At 69.9% G+C, this 24,235-nt stretch carries 19 protein-coding genes, 1 pseudogene and 1 riboswitch; of the genes and pseudogenes, 11 read left to right on the forward strand and 9 right to left on the reverse strand.

All coding sequences use genetic code 11. The features are described from left to right. Positions 1-86 precede the first annotated feature (86 nt). A complete protein-coding gene (locus ACYQ8Q_RS14300; RefSeq protein ID WP_460065027.1) occupies positions 87-539 on the forward strand; it encodes a nuclear transport factor 2 family protein in 453 nt (150 codons plus the stop codon). Here ACYQ8Q_RS14300 and ACYQ8Q_RS14305 read toward each other — a convergent pair. Then, the gene (locus ACYQ8Q_RS14305; protein ID WP_460065030.1) at positions 536-1,240 is read right to left on the reverse strand and encodes a phosphotransferase; all 705 of its coding nucleotides are present in this window, start codon (positions 1,238-1,240) and stop codon (positions 536-538) included. The two genes, ACYQ8Q_RS14300 and ACYQ8Q_RS14305, sit on opposite strands and share 4 nt — an antisense overlap. Before the next feature lie 80 nt (positions 1,241-1,320). Then, positions 1,321-1,439, forward strand: a riboswitch (cobalamin riboswitch). Between the two features lie 119 nt (positions 1,440-1,558). Between ACYQ8Q_RS14305 and ACYQ8Q_RS14310 the strand changes: the two genes are divergently transcribed. The 8 genes and pseudogenes from ACYQ8Q_RS14310 to ACYQ8Q_RS14345 all read left to right on the forward strand — a co-directional run. Beyond that, on the forward strand, positions 1,559-2,839 hold the full coding sequence (locus tag ACYQ8Q_RS14310; RefSeq protein ID WP_460065033.1) for a prenyltransferase/squalene oxidase repeat-containing protein: 1,281 nt from the start codon (positions 1,559-1,561) through the stop codon (positions 2,837-2,839). After that, positions 2,836-3,477: an SCO2322 family protein gene (locus ACYQ8Q_RS14315; RefSeq protein WP_460065034.1), complete on the forward strand. Its 642-nt coding sequence runs from the start codon at positions 2,836-2,838 to the stop codon at positions 3,475-3,477. The genes ACYQ8Q_RS14310 and ACYQ8Q_RS14315 overlap by 4 nt, the downstream gene beginning before the upstream one ends. Beyond that, positions 3,467-4,630 carry a CbiQ family ECF transporter T component gene (locus tag ACYQ8Q_RS14320; protein WP_460065037.1) on the forward strand — a complete coding sequence of 388 codons (1,164 nt, stop codon included), beginning with the start codon at positions 3,467-3,469 and terminating at the stop codon, positions 4,628-4,630. Before ACYQ8Q_RS14315 ends, ACYQ8Q_RS14320 begins: the two co-directional genes overlap by 11 nt. Continuing rightward, positions 4,627-6,333, forward strand: a complete 1,707-nt coding sequence (locus tag ACYQ8Q_RS14325; RefSeq protein ID WP_460065039.1) for an ABC transporter ATP-binding protein — start codon at positions 4,627-4,629, stop codon at positions 6,331-6,333. The genes ACYQ8Q_RS14320 and ACYQ8Q_RS14325 overlap by 4 nt, the downstream gene beginning before the upstream one ends. Then, positions 6,294-7,130 carry an ECF transporter S component gene (locus ACYQ8Q_RS14330; protein ID WP_460065041.1) on the forward strand — a complete coding sequence of 279 codons (837 nt, stop codon included), beginning with the start codon at positions 6,294-6,296 and terminating at the stop codon, positions 7,128-7,130. Before ACYQ8Q_RS14325 ends, ACYQ8Q_RS14330 begins: the two co-directional genes overlap by 40 nt. Positions 7,131-7,432: 302 nt before the next feature. After that, the gene (locus tag ACYQ8Q_RS14335) at positions 7,433-7,849 is read left to right on the forward strand and encodes an aggregation-promoting factor C-terminal-like domain-containing protein (protein ID WP_460060929.1); all 417 of its coding nucleotides are present in this window, start codon (positions 7,433-7,435) and stop codon (positions 7,847-7,849) included. Positions 7,850-7,946: 97 nt separating this feature from the next. Continuing rightward, positions 7,947-8,636 carry a YoaK family protein gene (locus ACYQ8Q_RS14340; protein ID WP_460065043.1) on the forward strand — a complete coding sequence of 230 codons (690 nt, stop codon included), beginning with the start codon at positions 7,947-7,949 and terminating at the stop codon, positions 8,634-8,636. Positions 8,637-8,668: 32 nt separating this feature from the next. Then, positions 8,669-8,833: pseudogene (locus ACYQ8Q_RS14345) on the forward strand (alpha/beta hydrolase); the annotation flags it as partial. On the opposite strand, the gene ACYQ8Q_RS14350 reads toward ACYQ8Q_RS14345, so the two are convergent. Further along, complete coding sequence (locus ACYQ8Q_RS14350) at positions 8,796-10,031, reverse strand: cytochrome P450 (protein WP_460065045.1); 1,236 nt, start codon at positions 10,029-10,031, stop codon at positions 8,796-8,798. The pseudogene ACYQ8Q_RS14345 and the gene ACYQ8Q_RS14350 sit on opposite strands and share 38 nt — an antisense overlap. 173 nt (positions 10,032-10,204) lie before the next feature. On the opposite strand from ACYQ8Q_RS14350, the gene ACYQ8Q_RS14355 reads away from it, so the two are divergent. Next, the gene (locus tag ACYQ8Q_RS14355) at positions 10,205-11,374 is read left to right on the forward strand and encodes a steroid 3-ketoacyl-CoA thiolase (protein WP_460065047.1); all 1,170 of its coding nucleotides are present in this window, start codon (positions 10,205-10,207) and stop codon (positions 11,372-11,374) included. Here ACYQ8Q_RS14355 and ACYQ8Q_RS14360 read toward each other — a convergent pair. Both ACYQ8Q_RS14360 and ACYQ8Q_RS14365 read right to left on the reverse strand, forming a co-directional pair. Then, positions 11,358-11,549 (reverse strand): DUF397 domain-containing protein, encoded by a 192-nt coding sequence (locus ACYQ8Q_RS14360; protein ID WP_460065048.1) that lies wholly within the window; start codon positions 11,547-11,549, stop codon positions 11,358-11,360. The genes ACYQ8Q_RS14355 and ACYQ8Q_RS14360 overlap by 17 nt on opposite strands. After that, on the reverse strand, positions 11,530-12,357 hold the full coding sequence (locus ACYQ8Q_RS14365) for a helix-turn-helix domain-containing protein (RefSeq protein ID WP_460065050.1): 828 nt from the start codon (positions 12,355-12,357) through the stop codon (positions 11,530-11,532). The genes ACYQ8Q_RS14360 and ACYQ8Q_RS14365 overlap by 20 nt, the downstream gene beginning before the upstream one ends. 78 nt (positions 12,358-12,435) lie before the next feature. Here ACYQ8Q_RS14365 and ACYQ8Q_RS14370 point away from each other — a divergent pair, with 78 nt between their 5' ends. Continuing rightward, entirely contained in the window at positions 12,436-12,846 is a 411-nt protein-coding gene (locus tag ACYQ8Q_RS14370) for an ATP-binding protein (protein ID WP_460065053.1), read from the forward strand. 17 nt (positions 12,847-12,863) lie between these two features. On the opposite strand, the gene ACYQ8Q_RS14375 is transcribed toward ACYQ8Q_RS14370, so the two are convergent. The 5 genes from ACYQ8Q_RS14375 to ACYQ8Q_RS14395 all read right to left on the reverse strand — a co-directional run bounded on the left by ACYQ8Q_RS14375 (position 12,864) and on the right by ACYQ8Q_RS14395 (position 23,892). After that, positions 12,864-13,475 (reverse strand): hypothetical protein, encoded by a 612-nt coding sequence (locus ACYQ8Q_RS14375; protein WP_460065055.1) that lies wholly within the window; start codon positions 13,473-13,475, stop codon positions 12,864-12,866. 30 nt (positions 13,476-13,505) lie between these two features. Continuing rightward, on the reverse strand, positions 13,506-14,012 hold the full coding sequence (locus tag ACYQ8Q_RS14380) for a hypothetical protein (protein WP_460065057.1): 507 nt from the start codon (positions 14,010-14,012) through the stop codon (positions 13,506-13,508). Continuing rightward, positions 14,009-20,332, reverse strand: coding sequence for an RHS repeat-associated core domain-containing protein (locus tag ACYQ8Q_RS14385; protein WP_460065059.1), 6,324 nt, complete (start codon positions 20,330-20,332; stop codon positions 14,009-14,011). Before ACYQ8Q_RS14385 ends, ACYQ8Q_RS14380 begins: the two co-directional genes overlap by 4 nt. 910 nt (positions 20,333-21,242) lie before the next feature. After that, positions 21,243-21,749: a hypothetical protein gene (locus ACYQ8Q_RS14390; protein ID WP_460065061.1), complete on the reverse strand. Its 507-nt coding sequence runs from the start codon at positions 21,747-21,749 to the stop codon at positions 21,243-21,245. 91 nt (positions 21,750-21,840) lie between these two features. Continuing rightward, positions 21,841-23,892, reverse strand: a complete 2,052-nt coding sequence (locus ACYQ8Q_RS14395; protein WP_460065063.1) for a bifunctional glycosyltransferase 87/phosphatase PAP2 family protein — start codon at positions 23,890-23,892, stop codon at positions 21,841-21,843. Positions 23,893-24,235: the final 343 nt, after the last annotated feature.

Genomic DNA, 24,235 nt, shown 5'->3' on the forward strand with positions numbered 1-24,235 from the left:
GCCGTTCACAGGAGGGAACCGCCGCGTTCACACCGCGGGTCTACGGTGCTCCCACCTCCGCCCCGGACCCCTAGGTGCCGCCGCCCATGGACCCGATCGCACAGCTTCTCGCCGAACGCGCCTGTCTGCGGCTGCTCCTCGACCTCGTCCGCCGTCTCGACGTCGGCGAACCCGGCTCCGTGGCCGAGCTGTTCACCGAGGACGGCGTCTGGATCTGGCCCGAGGGCGACCGGCTGGTGAAAGGCCGCGCCGCCCTTCGCGCCCACTTCGGCTCCCGCCCCGCCGACCGGCACGCGCGCCGGCTGATGGCGGACGTCCGGGTCGACGTGACCTCCCCGGACACGGCGACGGCCACCTCGTACTTCACGACGTACCGCACACACCCCGACCCGCCGACGCCCCCGCCCCCGGCTCCGGCCCCGGCTCCCGTAGGGATCGGCCACTACGAGGACACCCTGTGCCGCACCCCCGACGGCTCCTGGCTCCTCGCGGCCCGCACCCTGCGCCTGCCCTGCGACCGCCCCACACCCCGCCTCTAGGGGGCGTCCGGCCCGTCCACGGCCGACAGCGAACGGATCAACTCCCCGGCCGCCCCCAGGAGTCCGACCTCCTCCTCGCTCATCGTCGGATTCGCCGCCCGCCGCCGCAGCGCCTCCCCCAGGCCCTCCTCGTCGAGCCCGGAAGGGTCGGCGAGCAGCGCCGTCAGGGTCGCGCCGGCCGCCGCGGCGTACGGCTCGGCGGAGACGGCGGCCTGGGCGAGGATCACCGCCGACATGCCCCAGTCCAGGCCGGGATCGCCGTCCTCCGCGGTGCCCCAGTCGATGACCCGGGGGCCACCGGCGGTGAGGATCACGTTCTCGGGGTGGAGGTCGAGGTGCAGGACGCGCAGCCCGGGCCCGGACGGGGAGCCGCCCGGCACGGCGTGCAGCTCGCGCAGCAGCCGGGCGAGGACGGCGCCCCCCGTCGCGCAGTCCAGCGTGCCCGCCGCGAACGCCTGGAGCATCGTCGGCCCCTCCAGCCGCTCCAGCACCAGATCGGTGCGCGAGGCGGTGGTGCGTACGGCGGGCGCGGGATAGCCGTGCCGCCGTACGTGCTCCATGACCGCCGCCTCGGCGGCCGCGTCGCACCAGTCCTCCCGGGCGCGGCGCAGCACCCACGCCCCGTCGATCTCGTACACGTCCGCCGTCCGGCCGGAGCCGAGCAGTCTGCCCGGGACCGGCGCCCTCCCCGCAGTGGTCATGGCCCGAACCTAGCGGCCCGCCGCGAGCTGCGGCGTATGTCTCACAGCCACCCCTCAGGGTCCTGGCTACCAGCCGGTACAGTGTGCGGGTCGTCATCACACCCGTACGGGGGGAAGCCGGTGCAAACCCGGCGCTGACCCGCAACCGTGAGCCCCCCAGGGGGCGAGCCGGACTGCCCCGTAAGGAAGTTGACCGGCTCTCGTGCGCGGCGTCCCGCCGTCGTACGGCACCGTCGAGGTCTACGGAGTCGAGCCGCCGGGGTGTCCCGTGCTGCCCGGCTCCCGGACCTCCCGACCGGGAGAGGCAACCCGCCGATCATGAAGTTCCGCCGCAGCGCCACCGCGGTCGCCCTGAGCACCGGCGCGATCGCCACCGCGACCCTGCTCGCCGTGCTCGGCGGCTCCGCCCCCGCCACGGCCGCCACCCCCTCGCCGTCCCCGTCGGCCACCCTGCCCGACGGGCTGTACGGCACGGGCGACCCGACGTACGACGGGGTGTGGCGCCAGTCGCTGGCGCTGCTGGCCCAGCGCACGGTCGGTGTGCGGCCCGCACGCGAGTCGGTGGACTGGCTGGCGGGGCAGCAGTGCGCGGACGGCTCCTTCGCCGCGTTCCGCGCGGACCCGGCGCAGGCCTGCGCCGCCAAGACCGTGGTGGACACCAACAGCACGGGTGCGGCCGTCCAGGCGCTGGCCGAGATCGGCGGCCACGAGGCCCGGGTCGAGAAGAGCGTGGCCTGGCTGAAGTCCGTCCAGAACGCGGACGGCGGCTGGGGCTACTCGCCCGGCGGGGCCACCGACGCCAACTCCACCTCGGTCGTCATCGGCGCGCTCGCACAGGCCGGCGAGACGGTGCCGAACGTCCGCAAGGACGGCAGGTCCCCCTTCGACGCCCTGACGAAGCTCGCCCTGCCCTGCACCGACGAGGACGCGGGCGCCTTCGCCTACCAGCCCGACAGGAAGGGCGCGCTCACGGCCAACGCGGACGCGACGGCGGCGGCCGTGCTCGGGATGAACGGCGAGACCCTGGCCGTGACCCGCCAGGACGACGCCGACTCCGCGCCGGCCTGCGCGAAGGTTTCCGCCGACGAGCCCGGGCAGGCCGGGGAGAACGGCGCCGTCTGGCTCGCCCGGACCCTCGCCGAGGACGGCCACCTCACCTCCGCGCTGCCCGGCGCCGAGGACCAGCCCGACTACGGCAACACCGCCGACGCGGTCGTCGCCCTGTCCGCCGCCCGCCTGAACGACCAGGCCACGGCTCCCCTGCGCTGGCTGGAGGCGCACTCCGCCGACTGGGCCGCCCAGGCCGGCCCGGCCGCGTACGCCCAGCTGATCTTCGCGGCGCACGCCGCACGGGACGGCGACGTCCACGACTTCGGCGGCCGGGACCTGGTCGCCCTGCTCAACGCGACGGGCCCGGCCCCCGAGAGCGTGGACGCGGTCGAGACGGCCGACGCGCGCACCGCCGCCGAGGACGAGAAGGGCGGAAAGGGCGGCGGGGGCGGGCTGAGCACCGGCTGGGCCGTCGGTGCCGGTCTCCTCGTCGGCGCGATCGCCGGTTTCGTCCTGATCGGCCGCGGCCGCAAGCGGCAGCAGCCGTGACCCGGCCCGCCCGTGCCCTCCTCCTGCCGGCCCTGGCGCTGCTCCTGCTGACCGTGGCCCCGGCCCCGGCCCACGCCACCGGCTACCGCTACTGGTCGTTCTGGGAGCGCACCGGCGACCGGTGGACGTACGCGACCGAGGGCCCGGGGACGGCCCGCCCGGCCGACGGCACCGTCCAGGGCTTCCGTTTCGCGGTCAGCGCGGACTCCGCCGACGCGTCCCGCCCCCGCGGCGCGGCCTCGTTCGGCGCGATCTGCGCCCGTACGCCCGCCACGTCCGGCACGAAACGGATCGCCCTGGTCATCGACTTCGGCACCCGGTCCGACGCCCCCTCGGGCGAGGCCCCGCCGACCCTCCGGTGGGCCTGCGCCCAGGTCCCCCCGACCGCGACCACCACCGAGGCCCTGGCCACGGTCGCCAAACCCCTCCGCTACGACACCAACGCCCTCCTCTGCGCCATCGCGGGCTACCCGAGGACGGGCTGCGGAGAACAGGTGCCGGCGACGCAGCAGAAGCCCGCCGCCGGGAAGAAGAAGGACAGCGGCCCGTCCGTGGGCGTGTACGCGGGCGCGGCGGCGGTGGCGGCCCTGGCAGGAGCGGCACTCTGGCAGGCCCGGCGGCGGAGACATGGGTCCTAGCCCGCGCAACGCACCACCCCCCGCGCCATCGCGCCCGGTCCACCCCGCCGCCTGGTGGCTCTGGTCCCTCTCCCTCGGCACGGCCGCCACCCGCACCACCAACCCCCTCCTCCTGTCCCTCCTCCTCGCCACCTCCGCCTACGTCGTGGTCACCTGCCGCCCCCGCACCCCCGCCCCCTGGACCCGCTCCTACCCCGCCTTCCTCAAGCTCGCCCTGGCCGTGATAGCCATCCGGCTCCTGTTCACCGTCGTCCTCGGCTCCCCCGTCCCCGGCGCCCACACCCTCCTCACCCTCCCCGAGGTCCCCCTCCCCACCTGGGCGCAGGGCATCCGTCTGGGCGGCCGGGTCACCGCCGAGGCCCTCCTCTTCTCCTTCTACGACGCCCTCCGCCTCGCCACCCTCCTCGTCTGCGTCGGCGCGGCGAACGCCCTCGCCAGCCCGTCCCGGCTGCTCAAGTCCCTTCCCGGCGCCCTGTACGAGACCGGGGTGGCCGTGGTCGTGGCGCTCACCTTCGCCCCTCACCTCATCGCCGACGTCCACCGCCTGCGCGCCGCCCGCCGGCTGCGCGGCCGCCCCGACCGGGGCGTACGGGGCCTGCTCCAGGTGGGTCTGCCGGTCCTCGAGGGCGCCCTCGAACGCTCCGTCGCCCTCGCCGCCGCGATGGACGCCCGCGGCTACGGCCGTACCGCCGACGTCCCCGCCCCGGTCCGGCGTACGACGACCGTCCTCACCCTGGGCGGGCTGCTCGGCGTGTGCGCGGGGACGTACGGACTGCTCACGGCGGCCGGAGCGACGTACGGCCTCCCCCTGCTGCTCGCCGGACTCGCCGCCGCGCTCGCCGGACTGCGCCTCGGCGGCCGCCGCTCCCCCCGCACCCGCTACCGTCCCGACCGCTGGACCCCGCGCGCCCTTCTCGTCGCGGGCTCCGGCATGGCGACGGCCGCGCTCCTCACCCTGGCGGCCGCCACGGACCCGGCGGCCCTGCACCCCGGTGTCGTCCCGCTCACCGCGCCCGCCCTCCCGCTCTGGCCGGCGGCGGCGATCCTCCTCGGTCTCCTGCCCGCCTTCCTGCCCGCCTTCCGGTCGGCTTTCCGATCCGCCTTCCGATCCGCCTTCCGATCCGCCTTCCGATCCGAGGAGCAGCCGTCGTGATCCGCTTCGAGAACGTGTCCGTGACCTACGACGGCCTGTCCCGGCCCACCCTCCGCGACGTCGACCTGACCGTCCCCGAGGGGGAGCTCGTCCTCCTCGCGGGCCCGTCCGGCGCCGGCAAGTCCACGCTCCTCGGCACGGTCTGCGGTCTGGTCCCGCACTTCACCGGCGGCACCCTGCGCGGCCGGGTCACGGTCGACGGCCGGGACACCAGGACCCACAAGCCGCGCGAACTCGCCGACATCGTGGGCACGGTGGGCCAGGACCCGCTGTCCCACTTCGTGACGGACACGGTGGAGGACGAGCTGGCGTACGGCATGGAGTCGCTCGGACTGCCCCCGGCCGTGATGCGGCGCCGGGTCGAGGAGACCCTCGACCTCCTCGGCCTCGCCGCCCTGCGCGACCGGCCGCTCGCCGCGCTCTCGGGGGGCCAGCAGCAGCGCGTCGCGATCGGCTCGGTCCTCACCCCGCACCCACGGGTGCTCGTCCTCGACGAACCGACCTCCGCGCTCGACCCGGCCGCCGCCGAGGAGGTCCTCGCCGTCCTCCTGCGCCTGGTCCACGACCTCGGTACGACGGTGCTGCTCGCGGAGCACCGGCTGGAACGCGTCCTCCAGTACGCCGACCGGGTCGTCCTCCTCCCAGCCCCGGGAACGGCCCCGGGAGCGGCCCCGGGAGCGGCCCCGCGCCTGGGCACCCCGGCCGAGATGATGGCCGTGTCGCCGGTGTACCCGCCGGTGGTGGACCTGGGGCGGCTGGCGGGCTGGTCGCCCCTGCCCCTGACGGTGCGCGACGCCCGCCGCCGTGCGGCCGGCCTGCGCGAACGCCTCGACGGAGCCCGGCCCGGGACACCCGCGGCGCACCACCCCCGGCCCCTGCAGCCACCCCCTTCCCGCCCCGCCCGCCGTCTCTTCCGCAGAGCCGCCCCGGTGGCCGTCACCACCACCCCCGCACCCCCCGCCGAAGCCCGCGCCCTCTCCGTCCGGCGAGGCCGGATCCAAGCATTGCGCCGCGTCGACCTCGCCGTCGCCCCCGGCGAGACCGTCGCGCTGATGGGCCGCAACGGCGCCGGGAAGTCCACCCTGCTCGCCGCCTTCACCGGCCTCGTCGAGCCCTCCGCCGGGACGGTCCGGGTCGGCGGCGCGACCCCGCACCGCACCCCGCCCCGTGAGCTGGTGCGCCGGGTCGGGCTGGTGCCGCAGGAGCCCCGTGACCTGCTGTACGCCGACACGGTCGCCGACGAGTGCGCGGCGGCCGACCGGGACGCCGGGGCCGCCCCCGGCACCTGCCGTGACCTGGTGGGCGAGCTGCTCCCCGGCATCGCCGACGGCACCCACCCACGGGATCTGTCCGAGGGGCAGCGGCTGACGCTGGCGCTCGCCGTCGTCCTGACCGCCCGCCCGCCGCTGCTCCTGCTGGACGAGCCGACCCGGGGTCTGGACTACTCGGCGAAGGCCCGGCTGGTCGCCGTGGTGCGGGGGCTCGCGGCGGACGGGCACGCGATCGTCCTCGCCACCCACGACGTGGAGCTGGCCGCCGAGCTGGCCCACCGGGTGGTGCTGCTCGCCGACGGCGAGGTGATCGCCGACGGGCCGACGGCGGAGGTGGTCGTCTCCTCCCCGTCCTTCGCCCCGCAGGTGGCGAAGATCCTGGCCCCGAGGCCGTGGCTCACGGTCTCCCAGGTGCGGGAGGCGCTGGCGTGAGAGCCGTCCCTCTGGGCCCGCGCTCCCTCCTGTCCTTGCTGCTGGCCGGCGCGGTGGGGGTGATCGCCTTCGGCTGGCCGTTCCTCGCCCCGCCCGACTCCTCGCTGAACGCCCACGCCCAGGACGCGCCCTGGCTCTTCGCGGGGCTGCTGGTGCTGCTGGTCGCGGTGGTCGCGGCGACGATCTCGGAGTCGGGGCTCGGTGCGAAGGCGGTGGCGATGCTGGGCGTGCTCGCCGCGACGGGGGCCGCGCTGCGCCCGATCGGGGCCGGCACGGCCGGTATCGAGCCGATGTTCTTCCTGATGGTGCTGAGCGGGCGGGTGCTCGGCCCGGGCTTCGGGTTCGTCCTCGGCTCGGTCACGATGTTCGCGTCCGCCCTGCTCACGGGCGGGGTGGGCCCCTGGCTGCCGTTCCAGATGATGGCGATGGGCTGGTTCACGATGGGCGCGGGCCTGCTCCCGGGCCGGGCGGGCCTCAGGGGCCGTACGGAACTGGCGCTGCTCGCCCTCTACGGTTTCCTCGCCGCCTTCGCGTACGGCACGGCGATGAATCTGGCGGGCTGGCCCTTCATGGGCGCGCTGGCCTCGGGCATCGCCTTCGACCCGGACGCTGCGGTCCCCGCCAACCTGGCCCGTTTCGTCGCGTACTGCGGGGCGACCTCGCTGGGCTGGGACCTCGGACGGGCGGTCGTGACCGTGGTGCTGACGCTGACGGCCGGTCCGGCCGTGCTCCGGGCGCTACGCAGAGCCACCCGGCGGGCCGCGTTCGAGACCGGGGTCACTTTCCAGGACCGTTGACCGGTGAACCACCCCACATGACTCGCATCACCTACTACCCGACCTAGTGGTGCATATCGGACGCCATGTCCACGCCATCAGGCCCTCTGACCTGCGCTTTGAGAGCCAGGTCACACAAGCGGCGTTCACCCCAAGTACGGCCACAACTAGCAAAAGGGGTCTTTGCGGACGCCTCTCGATCCTGCTTCTCTGGATGACGTCGCACGGCGCCGACAAGCCCACGGGCCTCGGCGCCGACGCATGCGGGCAGTCCGCCGCAGCACACCGCGACCGCATCTGCTCCCGAAGAAAAAGGTTCCCGCGTGTCTGTCTCGATCATCCGCCGCATCGCCGCCCCGAAGAAGGCCCTCACCACCGTCGCCCTGGCCGCCGCCACCGCCGGCATCGCCATGACCGCGGCACCGGCCCACGCGGCCACCGTGAGCAGCGCCTCCCAGGCCCAGGCGATCGCGCACAAGATGATCCCGGACGCCGGCCAGTACGCCGCCTTCTCCCACATCGTCCAGCACGAGAGCAACTGGAACGTCAGCGCCACCAACTCCTCCTCCGGCGCCTACGGCCTCGTCCAGGCCCTCCCCGGCTCCAAGATGGCCTCCGCCGGCTCCGACTGGAAGACCAACGCCGCCACCCAGATCAAGTGGGGCCTGGACTACATGAACTCCCGCTACGGCAGCCCCGCCGCCGCCTGGAACTTCTGGCAGGCCAACGGCTGGTACTGAGCCACACCCCCCGCGCGACCCACGAAGGCGGCGCTCCCCGATCTCCGGGGACCGCCGCCTTCGCCGTTTCCCCACATCGGCGTGGTCCACTGGGCCGGTGACCACCGAGCCCGCCGCGAAGGACCCCGAGGCGCGCGGCGCCCGCCTCACTCCCGTCCTGCTCACCCTGACCGCGGTCAGCGGTCTGATCGACGCGATCAGCTATCTCGGCCTCGGCCATGTCTTCACCGCGAACATGACGGGCAACGTGGTCGTCCTCGGGTTCGCCGCCGCGGGCGCCCCCGGCTTCTCCGCCCGCCACACCGCGACCTCCCTGGCCTTCTTCCTGGCGGGCGCGGCGACGGGCGGCCGGGTCGTCCGGCGGGTCGGCGACGTCTCCCGCCGCACTCTGGCCCGGGTCACGTTCGCCGCCGAGGCCGTCCTGCTGGCCGCCGCCTCGGCCGTCGCCTTCGTCACCGCCGAGCACGGGCGGGTCCGGATCTACGCGGTGATCGCGCTCACCGCCTACGCGATGGGCCTGCGCAACGCGATCGTCCAGAAACTCGCCGTGCCCGCCCTCACCACGACCACCGTGCTGACCATGACCCTGACCGGCCTGGCCTCCGACTCGCACGCGGGCGGCGGCCCGGGCAGCCACACCTTCCGTCGTACGGCGGCCGTGGTCGCGATGTTCGCCGGAGCCGTCCTGGGCGCGGCCCTGGTCCTGCACCACGGCATCGCGCTCCCCCTGCTCGTCGCGGCGGTGACCTCCGGGGTGCTGGCACTGCTGGCGTCCGGGAAGGAGTGAGTGCGCGCCCGCGCCGGGACCACTGGGGCCGACCCGGGGCGTGTGCCTATCTGCGCGACCTGCCCGACGCCGAACTGCGCCTCTTCGACACCGGGCACTTCGCGCTGGAGACCCATCTGCCGGAGATCGCCCCGCTGATCGCGGACTTCCTGGACCGGCTCAGCCCGCGGCGACCCGCAGCTCCTTCACCCCGTTGATCCAGGCCGACCGCAGCCGGCGCGGATCCTCGACGAGCCGCAGCCCCGGCAGGGCGTCGGCAACCGCGTTGAAGATCAGGTTGATCTCCAGGACGGCGAGCGACTTGCCGAGGCAGAAGTGCGGCCCGCCGCCGCCGAACCCGAGATGGGGATTGGGATCCCTCAGCACATCGAACTCGTCGGGCCGGTCGAACACCTCGGGGTCGTGATTGGCGGAGGCGTAGAAGATCCCGACCCGGTCGCCCTTCCTGATCTGCTTGCCGCCGAGTTCGGTGTCCTGGGTGGCGGTGCGCTGGAAGGAGACGACGGGGGTGGCCCAGCGCACGATCTCCTCGGCGGCGGTCTCGGGCCGGCGCTCCTTGTACAGCTCCCACTGCTCGGGGTGGGTGAGGAAGGCGTGCATCCCGTGCGTGATCGCGTTGCGGGTCGTCTCATTGCCCGCGACGGCGAGCATGAGCACGAAGAACCCGAACTCGTCGGAGTTGAGGTTCCCCTCGTCCGAGGCGGCCACGAGGGTGCTGACGATGTCATGCGCCGGGCACTGCTTCCGCTCCGCCGCCATGTTCATCGCGTACGAGATCAGCTCGGCGGCGGACTGCTGGCCGACCTCGGCCGTGATGGCGTACTCGGGATCGTCGTACGCGATCATCTTGTTGGACCACTCGAAGATCTTGGCGCGGTCGTCCTGGGGGATGCCGATCAGCTCGGCGATGGCCTGAAGGGGCAGCTCACAGGCGACGGAGGTGACGAAGTCGAAGGGGCCCTCGTGCGCACCGGCGCCCGCGGCGATGTCCCGGGCCCGCAGCCGCAGCCGGTCCTCCAGCCCCCGGATGGCCCGGGGGGTGAACCCTCGCTGCACGATCTGCCGTACGCGCGTGTGCTCGGGCGGGTCCATGTTGAGCATGATGAACCGCTGGGCGTCGATCGACTCCCGCTGGATGTGCTCGTTGAAGCGGATGATCGCGGTGTTGAGGTAGGAGGAGAAGATCTCGGGGTGCGTGGACACGTACTTCACATCCGCGTGCCGGGTGACGGCCCAGTACCCCTCGTCCTGGAAGCCGGCGGCATTGCCCGACTGCGGGATCCAGCGGACCGGTTCGGCGCGCCGCAGTTCGGCGAACTCGGGCAGGGGCACACGGTGTTGCAGCAGGTCGGGGTCGGTGAAGTCGAACCCGTCGGGAAGCGCTGGACAGGGCATCGGCAGCTCCAGCCAGAGGGCAGCTTTTCTGACGGTTCATCAGAAATAGATTGCCGAGAAGGTAGTTCAGACCACTGAAGGCTGCAAGACCCTTGCGGTGACGCACATCACGTCCGCAGACTGCTCGGAAGAACTAGAACACGTACTAGTTCCTCGGAGGAGGATCCGCACCCATGGCCGCCGAACCCGTGATCGTGGAAGCAGTCCGCACCCCCATCGGCAAGCGCGGCGGCGCGCTGGCCAACCTTCACCCCGCCTACCTCCTGGGCGAGACCTACCGCGAGCTCCTCGGCCGCACCGGCATCCCCGCCGACGCGGTCGAACAGATCGTCGGCGGCACGGTGACCCATGCCGGCGAACAGTCCATGAACCCGGCCCGCACGGCCTGGCTGACCATGGGCCTTCCCTACGAGACCCCGGCGACGACGGTCGACTGCCAGTGCGGCTCCTCGCAGCAGGCGTCGCACATGACGGCGAACATGATCGCGGCGGGCGTCATCGACGTCGGCATCAGCTGCGGCGTGGAGGCGATGTCCCGGGTCCCCCTGGGCTCGGGCTCGAAGCACGGCCCGGGCAAACCGTTCCCGGACGAATGGAACGTAGACCTGCCGAACCAGTTCGAGGCGGCGGAACGCATCGCGCGCCACCGGGGTCTGACGAGGCAGGACGTCGACCGGCTCGGCCTGCTGTCGCAACAACGCGCCGCTGTGGCCTGGTCGGAGGAGCGCTTCAAGAAGGAGACCTTCGCGGTCCAGGTCCCCACGACGGAGGAGGAACAGGCGGCAGGCCAGGGCATGTGGCGCCTGGTGGACCGGGACGAGGGCCTGCGCGACACCACGGCCGAAGCACTCGCGGGCCTGAAGCCCATCATGCCGACGGCCGTCCACACGGCCGGCAACTCCTCACAGATCAGCGACGGAGCGGCGGCCATCATGTGGGCGTCGAAACGCATGGCACGAGCCCTGAAACTGAAGCCGAGGGCCCGCATCGTCGCCCAGACCCTGGTCGGCGCGGACCCCCACTTCCACCTGGACGGCCCGATCGACGCGACCCGCGCGGTCCTCGGCAAGGCGGGCATGACGCTGAAGGACATCGACCTGATCGAGATCAACGAGGCCTTCGCCTCGGTGGTCCTGTCCTGGGCGAAGGTCTTCGACCAGAACCTCGACAAGGTCAACGTCAACGGCGGCGCGATCGCCCTGGGCCACCCGGTCGGCTCGACGGGCGCCCGCCTCATCACCACGGCCCTGCACGAACTGGAGCGCACGGACAAGGAGTTCGCCCTGATCACGATGTGCGCGGGGGGCGCGGTGGCGACGGGGACGATCATCCAGCGGCTGTGAGGTCCGCGGTCCAGGAGAGGAACTCCGAGAACGCGGCGGGCCGGAGGGTGAGGATCGGGCCCGCCGGGTTCTTGGAGTCGCGGACGGCGACGGTGGTGGAGGAGTACTCGCTGACCTCTACACAATCACCGCCCTGGTCACCACTGTAGGACGACTTACGCCAGGTGCTCTCCATAGCGCTCCTCCCTCACCCGCCGGATCAACTCCGCCGAGTCCTTGAGCGAGAGCGCGGCGGCTCGGAGATGATCGTAACGGAGTGAACAGTCCTTGACGGTGTCCGAGTTCGCGGTCGGATGTCCGCTGCCGTAGCCCTCCGTATAGACGATGGTCGGGTCGCCAGCGAACCGGTAGAGGTTGAACGAGCCTTGCGACCCCGCGTGCGCGCCGACGGAGAAGGGCAGCACCTGGATGTTGATCCGGGGATTCCGCTCGAACGACAACAGGTGCGCCAGTTGCTCGCGCATGACCTCTCGGCCGCCGATCTCCTGGTGCAGCACTCCCTCAGTGAGTACAACCCAGAAGACCGGCGGGTCGTTCTTCTCGAAGATGCGCTGGCGAGCGAGTCGGACCGTGACCCGGTCATCGAGGTCGTTCTCGTCGAGCACGCCAAGGACGGCACGCGCATACGCTCGCGTCTGGAGCAAACCATGCACGATGTTGGCCTGGAAGACGCAGATCTCGACGGCCCGCGCTTCCAGCTCAGCGGTCTGCCTGAACCAAGCCGGAAGTTGACTGCGAAGCACAAGGTGGACGAGCCGAGTGAAGAACCCACCGGTCACGAGCGCCGCATCCACCCGCTCACTGAACTCGGGCGTGGGAACCTTCCGCGCGGTCTCGATCTGCCCCACCAGCGAGCCGGTGTAGTTGAGCACATCGCCCAACTGCCGTTGCGTGAGCCCAGCCTCCTCCCGCAACCGGCGCAGCTCGAAACCGTAGTAGTCGAGGGGCGAAGCACCAGGGTCGAGGACGTTGATGTGGACCACGGGGAGTCCCCTCTCACGACGGCACGCGTTGCATTCGTTCGGTAGCCCAGGGTAGTCACGACAGGTCACGCTCGTCCCGTGAACGGACAACTCCCCTCCACCTACACCCCGCCGATCCCCACGCAATACCGCATGACCCTCACCGTCGGCGCGCACTCGGCTGGCCACGTCCGCCGCATCATCCGCAGATTCCTCAAGGACTGGGAGCTCGAACCCCTCACGGAATCCGTCGAGTTGGCGACGACAGAACTGGTCGCCAACGTCTACCGCCACGTCCCGGACCGTCGCTGCGAGTTGCTCCTGCTGAAGCAGCCTGAGGGAGTCCGGGTGGAGGTGACGGACTACCACGCCGAACTCCCCGCCCGACCCCTCACCTTGGACCCGGATTCGGAAACGGGACGCGGCCTCTTCCTCCTGGGCGCTCTGGTCGACAAGTGGGGCGTGTCGCCGACACCCGGGGGCGGAAAGACGGTGTGGCTCGAGTGTTGAGACCCACGGACACCCAGTCACTCAAAACGGTCGAGGAACTTTTCCGCGAATGCTCGATACGACTGCGCGTACACGTCACTCATGCCTGAGATACGCGCCAGTTCATCCACCACCATCCCCCTGGCCACCTCGACGCGCCCGTCCAGCGCACGCACGACAGGAAGAACCTTGGCCCTCTCATGTTCCATCAGAAGCCCTGGAGCCTCCAGATCACGCGAGAAGTTCACCCACTCCGAATATTTCTTGATAAAAGGTTCACCGTACTCACTCACGGCGCGGGCCATCGACTCGGCCACACTCTGGACATCCCCACCCTGCCGAAATTCCCAAAGGCGGAATGAATTTTCCGGCATGAGATACCCGAGCGACTTCGAAATAACCGGCATCGGCTCCTTCGGAAGATCGTCCCGCAGCGCACGCATCACTTCGTCAAGCCGATCGAATCGCACACCCACGACCGGATTGACCCCCAAGAAAGCCGGAAGGCCATACGTGGCCACATTGAGCCCGATCCATCCGCTCGCCCCCTCCCCGCCATCCCGCAGGAGGGAACCGCAACACTTGCGGAAACCAAGCGCAGCCAGAGCTCTTTGGCAGCCAGTGAGAGCCTCACTCTTCAGCGAGGTCATACGACCTCCTGTGGCCGTCAGGTAACCACCTCAGCGTGACATCGACGCCTGAAGCAGGTTGCATGCAGAGGACCAAGACGGCAAGGCTTCTCGCACCTGCTTTAGGCTCATATCTGAATAGTCGGGCGGCACGTCGCCGATCCCTTCAGCTTCAAGCACATAAAACTCTGCCAGATCACCCGATACCGTGAGGTGCGCCTCAGGAAAGAAATCGAATCTTGTACGAATAGATTCACCCAATCGATCCGGAACACTGGACACAACCGTAAACGCCGCGAGGGGAACGTGCCGTGTCGGCGAGTTCCAGTGGAACGAGCGAAGACCGCGGACCACCAACAGCGCCGAATTCCCTACTTCAAACTGCAAGGAGGTGCGCAGTTCGAAAAGAAGACCGGCCGTGGCGGTCAAATGGGACACCCGGGAGTCGAGCAACTGCACCTCTTGCAGCGCATCCACCTCTCGCAGGGGATCCACTTCAACCGGGTCGATAACTGCAGAATACGGCCTGGCATGGATGAGGTCATCTATCGAAATCATGGGATCGGGATGTGGTTGTAGGGGTCAGCCTTACTGACCGTCTGCCCGGTCAAGGGATTTACTGACTGGCCTGCTTTATTCATGTACACCACATAACCCTTCGGGTACTGATATTTTCCGGTGGTGACAGGATCCATCACCCGAACTTGCACCACCCGAGGATCGAGGCCCTTGGTTCCGGTCGGAATATCGTAAACCCAGCCCTTACCCGTGGCGACCGGTGTGCCGGCGGCCCCCTTGGGCAGCGGCAATACCTCTCCGGCAGGCCCGGCCACCGAGCCGATGGAGCAGTTGCCGTTGTGAACGAGTACCGGAGTCTTGCCCGCGAGCACATAGTACGTGTGGAAACCGTCGACGGTCAGGTTGCGGGTTTCCTGCTGCCGGTGGAACGCGGACACCGCGTCGACGGTAACCACGTCTCCGTGGTCCGTCCTCAGGGTCATGCCGGGCCGCAGAGCACCCGTATCGAGCCAGGCGTGCTCGGAGGGCGACCAGAACGGATGATGATCGGTTGCGACGATCTCGGCGGGACCGTCCTCTGTTGCCACTCCGACTTCCGTGAAGTCCTTGTCCTCATCGGTGACGATGGTGGCGAGGACTGTACGCTCCTCAGTCGTTCCGGACTCCGGGTCCGTGGCGATGATCTTTTCGCCGACCTCGACGTCCTTGATCGGCTTGCTCGTGCCGTCCGCCATCAGGACTTCGGTCTCCGGCGTGAAGCTGTTCTTGAAGCACACCTTTCCGCCACGCCCGAGGGCGTACTGCAGGATGATGTCGAAACCGACGTTGCCGCATATCGGGCAGGTGTTGACCGTGTCGATGCTTTTTACGTGGGCCCAGCCCCCGTAGTAGTCCATGAGGTTCTTGCAGGACATGTCGACGCCCTGGCTGAACGTGCAGCGCTCACGGAAGTACAGCTCGTAGTTCAGCTCGTCGCTGACGTTCGGCATGTAGGTGCCGAGGTTCTTCATCTGGCCGACGCTCGGGAGGCCGTCGCCACCGAGGTAGTCCTTGCCCAGGTCCGAACTGGGCGGGGGCGCGGCTCCGTCTCCCAGATCGGTGACCACGGGGTCCGACGGAATCGGGTCATCCGTGTAGGTCGGGTAATCCCCTTCCTCCCCTGAGCAGTCGAACGGGTTGCAGCTCTCCAGCCCTGTCGGATCCATCCGGTTGACCGGATCGTTTTCGCTGTAGCTGTATGCGGAGAGGTTCTGCGGGATGTACGGGGTGCTGAGCGGGTCCGGGCTGAGGAACCGGGCGAGCCGGGGATCGTAGGCGCGGGCTCCGAGGAGGGACAGGCCCGTACTGGTGTCTTCCGTCTTGCCCAGGAAACCGCTGTCCGTCCCCGTCGGCAGGCTCCCGTCACGCTCGTCGCCGAACGGGGTGTAGCGGCGGCGAGTCGACTTGCCCGTGTCGGCGTCGACCACGAGCTGCGTGGAGGCCTGCGGGTCGGCCATCAGGTAGAAGAGCTTGCCACCCGTGACGCTGTTGCCCGTGGTGGTGCGCATGGCCACGGTGGACGAGCCGCTGCTGTAGTAGCGGGTGGCGGTGGCTGCCGTGCCGTCGCTGGTGCGCAGTTCCATACCACCGAGGTAGGCGACCGTCTCTTCAGGAGTGGTGCGGACCAGGAGGTTGCCGTCGGCGTCGTAGGCGTAACGGGTCAGTTCGCTGCCACTGGACGTGGTCGTCTTCACGTCGGCCAGTTGGCCGAGCCGGCTCCAGGTGTAGTCGGTGGCCTTGGTGTCCCCGGCCGTCTCGACTCGTGTGAGCATCTGGCCCGCGTCGTCGTAGGTGAGGTCCTCGACCGTGGTGGCGCCGGCGGATTGCGTGATGACCTTGCGGACGCCGTGCGGCTGGTCCGCGTTCGCGGTGGTCCAGTTGTCGGTGTCGTCGTAGCCCGGGTAGAGGTAGTCGCGGGTGGTGACCTCGCCCGTGGCGTTCGTGTCGGTGACGAGCTGGAGGTTGCCGAGGCGGTCGTACGTGTAGGCCGTCTGGTACGGGTCCTCGCCGGTGAAGTCGGAGGTGGTGTTCAGTGAGCAGGAGGCCGCCACCGCGCGGGTGGAGGCGTTGGTCAGCCGGGCCTGACCGTCGTAGTGGAAGCACTGCGTCTGCCCGGTCTGACCGGCGGCCAGCTCCTGGAGCCCGGTGATCTTGCCGTCGTAGTCGTAGTCGTAGAGGTCTTGCTGCTTCTCGCTGGTGAACTGGCCGACGGAGGTGGTCGTGGTAATGCCTCGCAGCCAGCGGGTTCCCTTGGCGAGGACGTAGCTGTAGCTGCGCTGAGCGCTGACACCGGTCAGCCCTGTCGTTGGGGCGCCGTAGTAACGGTCGGTGAGCAGCCCGTAGGCGTCGTAGACCGTCGTCCTGACGTAGGTCCGGGTGTCCGAGGTGAGGCTGCGGGGCTGCCCGTAGGCGGTGTAGCCGGCCGTGACGGTCTCCGCGGCTAGCCCCCCGGCATTGGGGTAGGTGACGGTGGCGATGTGGTCCGCGGCGTCATAGGTGTACGCCGTCGTGTAGTCGCCGGCCAACCCGGTGACGGCTGCCGGGATGGTGACCGTGGTACTCAAGGGTCTGCCCCGGCCATCGAATCCGTTCGACTTGACGGTGTAGGTGTTGCCGTCGGTGTCGTGACTCGTGGTCGCCGTGATCTGGCCCTTGCCGCCGGACACGCCCAGCCCGTCCCAGGTCCAGGCCGCGAGCTCCGTCGTACCGCTGTTGACGGAGATGCGGCGGCCCAGGGTGTCGTACTGGTAGCTCAGGACCGTCTTGGCGGTGCCGGTGTCGGGATCGATGTTTCCGGACGCCGTGCCGACCCGGCCGTTGGCGTCGTAGACCGTGGTGGAGATCCCGGCGTCCGGGTCGTCCACCCGAGTGCGCTGACCGGCCCAGTCGTAGGTGTAGGCCGTGGTGTTGCCGCGCGCGTCGGTGATCTGCTTCAGCAAGCCGGTGGCGTTGTAGTCGTACTGCGTGGTGAAGGCCGAGCTGCCGTTGTGCTCGACCACCTTCGACGTCTGGCCGTAGACGTCGGTGTACGTGTCCGTGGGATCGGCGGCGGCGGGTGTGACCGTGACGTAGTCACCGTGGTAGGCCGTCAGCTTCCGGCCCTCCTGAACGCCCCGGGCTCCCTCGCCGTCGCCGACGAGGATCTGCGATTCCGTCGTGCGGCCCGCCCAGTCCAGGGTCAGCTCCGTGTAGGACGGCAGGTCCTCGATCGCAGGGTTGACCGGGCCGCCGGAGCCCGCGGTGCCCTGGTTGCGGAAGACCGCCGAAGTACCGGTGACATTGCCGGACGAGTCGTAGCGGACCACGGCGACCTGGCGGTTGGGCACCTCCTCCCCGGTGGACGGATCCGTCCCGTCGGGGATGGGTGCCTGGGTTTCGCGGGCTCTTCCGAGGCCGTCGGAGTACGCGTAGGAAGTCAGGTAGGTGGTGCCCGACTGCAGAGTGCGGGTGCCCACGCGGGGGAAACCGGTCACCGAGTCGGGAATACCACTGCTGGTGGCGGTGGGAATGCTGTAGTCGAACTTGAGCGACGGAGAGGTGCCGGTTTCGGTCGGCTTCCACACCTCGATGGGGCGACCCGCGCCGTCCAGGACGACCTTGGTGATGTCGCCGTTCGCGTCCTTGGTCTGCGTCACCGTCCCCCAGTAACGGGATGTCCACGCCGTGGTCGTGAGTGGACCACGCGAAGTGACGAGCCCATCCGGGTCGGGCGTGGTCGTGGTGATGCCGTTCAGCGGCCAGACGTTGGCCGGGCTGTAGGTCGTGGTGGTCCGGTTACTGCTCGCGTCCTCGGTCCAGATCACCCGGCCCGCGTCGTCGTAACCGGATTTGACGGGCTGGTAGGCACTCGACTTGGTGTACGTCCGGACTTCCGTGGCGTTGCCGTCGACTGGCTTGTTGGTGTCCACGGAGGAGGCTCCGTCGAACAGGGTGGCCGTGTATCCGTCCTGGTTGGCAGCAGCCCGGTTGTCGCAGCGCTCCGCGTAGTGACGCGTCTCGTCGACCAGAATCATCCACCGCTGGATGCTGCTGCCGTCGTAGAGATCGGTGTTGTATGCGCGGCCGTAGGTGGTGCAGCGGTTGTCGGAGACGCTCTGTTCACCCTGGTCATCGGTGCGCACCGGCAATCCGTAGGTGGTCGAGGTGGAAGAGGCGTCGTCGTACACGTCCTCGACGACGTGAGTGCGCCAGCCGGTGGAGATCTTCGTCTCGGTCGTGGTGCGGTCCTCCCGCACGAATCGTGCATCGGGCAAGCCGTCGTACTGAGAGGTGTTGTGGGTCCAGTAGTGGTGGAACACTCGCTGCTGCGAGCTGCCGGCGTCGTCGCGAGTGGAGCTCTCTATCGTGCGGCTCTGCAACCAGGGCGAGTCGGTGTAGGACGTGCCCTCGCCGTCGGTGACCGACACCGAACGCGTGGCTGACGTGTCGGTCTTGGATGTGCGGTCGCCGTCCAGTCCCCGGAAGAGCCAGTGGAACAGGGAGTGCTTGACGGTGCCGGTGCCGTTCGTGACCTCTACACGCTGGTAGCCCCGCCAGTCCGACCAGGTTTCATCACTGTCCGGAACCAGGGGGTCGTCGGTGAAGCGCCAGCCGGCGCCGCCCTGGTAGTCGTAGGTGGTGGTCATCACCGGCGCACCGTCCTGGTCGCTGGTGACGGTCGGGTCGACGGTCACCTTGCTGACCAAGAACTTCTTGAACCAGCCGGTCTGTGCCGCAGTGGCGCCCTCAGGGGTCCACTTCTGCCAGTAGCAGTCCTTCGTATTGGAGGCCTGGCTGGGCAGGTCGTCCGCGCTGCACGGGTTCGGCGAGTCGTACGTGACGCTCGTGGTGGCGCCCAGATCACCGTGGATGGTGTTGATGCGGCGGAAGTTGAGTTCGCCGGTGCCGACCTGGTTGTCCAGGTCGGTGCCATTGAAGTTGACGACCGGGAAGATCACGTCGCCGCCCGTGCCGTACGTCTCCCGCTGAAGGTAGTCCAGCCAGAGCGTGCTACCGACCGTTCCGTCCGGGTTGGGCAGGCCGTGCTTGGTCTGGTACTGCTGCACGAGGTCCCAGCCATTGGCGCCGGTGTTCAGCGCGAAGGTCTTGACGTCCCAGAGCATGTCCTTGCCGAAGAAGGTCGGGTAGTACGTCTTGCCCGCGCAGTAGTAGTCCGTGGAAGTGCCGTTGCACAGCAGGTCGACGGGCACGTCCGGATACGACGACGGGCTGGAGGCGATCGAGGGGCAGGCATCCGGCTCACTGCGCAGCGGATCCGCGTCCGCCATACGTTCGACGCACCGGCCGGTGTGCGTGAATTCGACCTTGCCGGTCGGCTTGGAGCTCGCGATCTGGGTGGGCCACCCATATTCGATCTTGGTCAGATAGCCGCTGGCCGTGTAGGAGCGGGCTTTGTCGGTGTTGGCGACCGATCGGTAGTAGTTGGTCTCCCGGTCGTAGAAGTAGACCGATTCGACCTCGTTCGCGTCCACGGTCCGGTCCAGGCTCCACCGCCACGCCTGCGTGCACGGTTCGGGGAACTGGGAGTAACAGGGCTCGCCCGTGTTGTTGCCGACGACCGGGATGGTGAAGACGGAGGAGGTCGCGCCGCCGGAGCGTTCGGAGCGGCCCCAGCCGAAGTAGTAACGCTGGCCGTCCTGGGTGGAGATGACCCAGTACTCGTCGTCCGCGCCGTACCCTCCGCTCAGGTGCTGCACTCTCCAGCCCGGGTCGTCCTGTACGTGGTAGGAGCCGGTGCCGTTGTCATCCTGGACGAGGGTGGAGGTCACCCCGTTGAGGTTGATGACGTAGATGGCTCCGTCGGGTTCCACGGATCTGTTGGGCGACGCCCAGCACATGTCGCCGATCGACCTCAGTCCGTCCTCGGAGCAGTTGCGGTAGCGCCGCTCGATGTAGCCGACGTTCAGGTCCCAGCCCATGCCGACCCAGGACGCCTGGTTGTTGGAGGCCGAGGTGCGGCCGTCGACCGACTGCGAGTTGTAGGACAGGGCCAGGGACGGCGCCTTGCCCATCGCGGGCGTGGGAAGGCTGAACGGGTAGCTGTAGGTGAAGGCACCGGAGCCGGTCGCCACATCCCATGACCCGGTCGGAGAGAGCGTGGAAGCTCGGTAGTCACCGCTCTCGGAGGAGGAGCCGCTGGTGAGGGCGTAGACAGAGCTGGAGGTGCTGTCCAACTGCGTGGAGAGACCGTCGGCGTCGGGCTCCGCCACGACTGTCGCCGTGAGTGTGCCCTCAGCCGTGTCGTTCTCGGCGGGCACGAACTCGCGGTCCGAGCACTCCTCGGCCTCTGGTGTCTGCAAGGCGCATGCGGGCAGCTTCACCAACCGGAGCCGAGAGGCGAAGTCGCCGCCGTAGGCGTACTGGAAGCCCGAGTAGTCGATACTGATCTGGACCTGGCCGACCGCTGCGACGCCGTCCGTACGGATGACCTGGACACCGAGGCCGATACCCCCCGCCGGGGCTACTTCCTGCCTGTCGAGTACCCGTACATCGACCTGCTCCGGCGAGATGGTCTCCGACTCGTCCCCGGAGCCGTCTGCGGTCGACTCCGACGGTTCCGGCGAAGCGCTGGGGTCCTGCTCAGGATCGGCAGAGGCGGATCCAGCCTCGGGCGCCTTGGACGTGTCAGTCGGGCCTGCGGCCGGAGAAGGCGATTCGGAGCCCGCGAGCTGCGACCGGGAAAGCTGGGGAGCAGTATCGGAAACGTCGGCAGCCGGTGCGACTTCAACGACTTCGGCGACCTGGGTGTCACTGGCATCCGCGGCGGACGTCGCGGTGGGCGTCACCGTGCCCGGATCTCCGGGGGCTGCCTGCGAGAGATCCACCGTCGCCTCGGCGGCGTCGGGCCACTCAGGTGCCGGCAGCGCCTCTCCGGGCTCCTCCGCCTGCTGCGACGGCACGGTGCCCACCGACTGCGACGGCACCAACGGTGTCGTGTCTCCCGCAGCAGCGACAGCCTGTTGCGGCGTCATGACCGACATGGTTGACAGCAGGCCCGTCAGAAGCGTGCCTGCCACCGTCACGGACAGCAAACGCGCACGCCGAGCTGCCATTGAGTGCCCCCACCCCATGCGCCCCACGCCTGTTCGGCATGGGTCTCACTTCAGAAGTTGATCAGTGAAGCGAGAAGGTAATGCGGGTGAAGAACCTGTGAACAGGGGGAATGTAAAACGGTTCCATCACTTCGGTATGGCGTTGGTCACAGCCTTCGCCGCCGGTCCGTCCCGTGCGTCACTGCCCGCAGTCCAGCTGATCGTCGATCTGTGTCGCCGTCATGGTGCCGTCGGACGTCCAGTACTCGCCCGGCTTGAGTTTCCTCGGCTTGATCTCGTCCAGAGGGAGTACGCCGTCGAGGCCGTTGCCGTCCGGGGCCGTGTAGAGGACGTCGAGGGTGGTCGCGGCGGTGGGGAGGGGGGTGGCGTGGTGGGTGAAGCCCTCGGCGGTCCAGAGGGGGACCACGCCGTCCTTGCGGATCGCCGATGTCGTGGGGTCGGAGGCCCACCACAGGGCGGGGGGATTGTCGTCCTCGGCCGCGTCCCAGTCGTAGACCTCGACGCGGCGGATCTCGTCCGTGGGGCACATCGGGAACTTCACGACGAGGGTGTCGCCGTCGAACCTGGCGCCCACGGACGGGGGCACGGGGTGGGTGGGGAGGAAGCGGGTGCAGCCGGAGGTGGCCAGGGCGGCGAGCAGGGGGAGGAGAAGGAGCACTGCGGTGCGGATCTTTGACGCTCGCATACGGCCGTCCCCCTCGGTCGTCCGGCTCCCCTCAAGCAACATGCCCTGCCGGCCCGCTCCGGGGAGCGGGCCGTAAGCCAACGGTTCGGTCTCAGCCGCTGGGGGTGGGGTGCTTCGTGGCCGGGACCGGGTCCGTGCGTTCCGGGAGTTTCGCCGAGCGGGCGCGCGGGCCCATCAGGACGTACGACAGGCCGAAGCCGGCGAGGACGACCGCCGCGCCGCCTGCCGCGTCCAGGACCCAGTGGTTGCCCGTCGCGACGATCGCCGAGACCGTGAAGAACGGGTGCAGCAGGCCGAGGGCCTTCATCCACCAGCGGGGGGCGACGATCGCGATGACCAGGCCGCACCACAGGGACCAGCCGAAGTGGAGGGACGGCATCGCCGCGTACTGGTTGGTCAGGGCGGTGAGGGTGCCGTAGTCGGGCTTGGAGAAGTCCTGGACGCCGTGGACCGTGTCGATGACGCCGAGGGCGGGCATCAGGCGCGGCGGGGCCAGGGGGTAGAGCCAGAAGCCGACCAGGGCCAGGAGGGTCGCGAAGCCGAGGGAGGCGCGGGCCCAGCGGTAGTCGACCGGGCGGCGCCAGTACAGGACGGCGAGGACGGTCAGCGGGACGACGAAGTGGAAGGACTCGTAGTAGAAGTCGAAGAAGCCGCGCAGCCAGTCGACGCCCACGACCCAGTGGTTGACGGTGTGCTCGATGTCGATGTGCAGGAAGCGTTCGAGGTCGAGGATCTCCTGGCCGTGGGCCTCCGCGCGGACCCGGCCCGCGGAGTTCGAGCCGCCGGTCGCCGCCAGCCGTACCTGCTGGTACGCCGCGTAGGTGACGCGGATGAGGAGCAGTTCCAGCAACAGGTTCGGGCGGGTCAGGACGCGCTTGAGGAACGGCAGCAGCGGGACCCCGCGCAGCCGCGCCGGGACCGGGGGCGCGTACTCGGTGGGGATCGGGGCCCGGTAGTAGGGCGAGGTGCGGGAGAGGAACGGGATCGCCGTCGCCGCGGCGATGGCCGCCAGCAGGACGGCGTTGTCCCGCAGCGGGTAGAGCGCCGGCATGTTCGGCAGCATCATGCGCGCCGGGAGGGTCATGACGAGGACGACGGCGACCGGCCAGACGTACCGGTCGGAGGCGCGTTTGCCGACCCGTCCCACCACCGCCAGCAGCACCCACAGCAGCTGGTGCTGCCAGGTCGTCGGGGAGAGCGCGATCGCCGCGCAGCCGGTGAGGGCCACCGCCAGCAGGAGCTGGCCGTCGCGGGCGTAGCGGACCGCCCGGCGTACGCCGAGGACGGCGACGGCCGCGCCGAGCGCCAGGAACAGGCCGATCTCCAGCGGGCCGGTCAGACCGAGGCGCAGCAGGGCGCCGTGCAGGGACTGGTTGGCGAGGGCGTCCGCGCTGCCGCCGAGGCCGACCCCCGCCATGTGGTGCACCCAGTAGGCGTACGAGTCGTGCGGCATCGCCGCCCAGGCGAGCGCCGTGACCCCGGCGAACGTCGCACCGGTCGCGGCGGCGGCACGGCGGCGGCCGGTGAACCACAGCAGGGCCGCGAAGAGCAGCACCGGGGGCTGGAGCGCGGCCGCCAGGCCGATCAGCGCGCCGCCCGCCTTCTGGCCGCGTACGACGAAGCAGCCGAGCAGGACCAGCAGCACCGGGATGATGCTGGTCTGGCCGAGCCAGAGGGTGTTGCGCACCGGCAGCGACAGCATGAGTAGGCTGATCGCGACGGGCGCGGCGAGCAGGGACGTCCGTCTGCTCACCGGCTGTGGCAGGGCGCGCGCGGCCACCAGGCCGAGGGCGACGACCAGGAGCAGTGTGCCGAACGTCCACCCCCAGCCGAGGGCCTGTTCCGCCGCCTTGGTGAGCGGCTTGAGGACGAGTCCCCCGAAAGGGGTGCCCGTGAAGCGCGTGGAGTCGTAGATCGAGCCGTTGACGTGCAGGACGCCGTTGGGTCCGACCCAGGTCTCCAGGTCCGTCAGCCGTTCCCCGCGCGGGGTGCCGAGGACGACGGCCACCTGGCGTACGGCGAGGACCGCCGCGAGCATCCAGAGGCCCAGACGGGCCGCGCGCAGACGTGCCGCCCTCGTCGTGCCGACCGCGGTCGCCCCGAAGGCCTCCGCCGGTCGCCCGCTGTGCTCCGCATTCGCCACGCCTCGTCGGCCTCCCGCCCCGTGCGTCCCACGCACCGTCGCGTGAGTGTGTCCTGAACGAACCCTATGAGGCCCGAGCCGCCCCCGGAGAGAGACGCAGGCCATCCCCGCTTCACCTGACGTCGACTCTCCTTTTGTCCGGAAGACGATAGTGCGCCGGGGGAGAGGTTGCCTCCGCAGGGCGCGATGTGGGTCACAGCACGGCCGGAACTGGCACTTCGCACGAACGGAACGCCCGCTTCAACCGTACCGTCGTACGCCCGTACGACACTGAGGGCAGCGGGACGGCTGCGCGTGGTGAACGGACGGGCAGACAGTCGTACACCCACAAGAGGCGCACAGT

Source organism: Streptomyces sp. YKOK-I1, assembly GCF_054660435.1.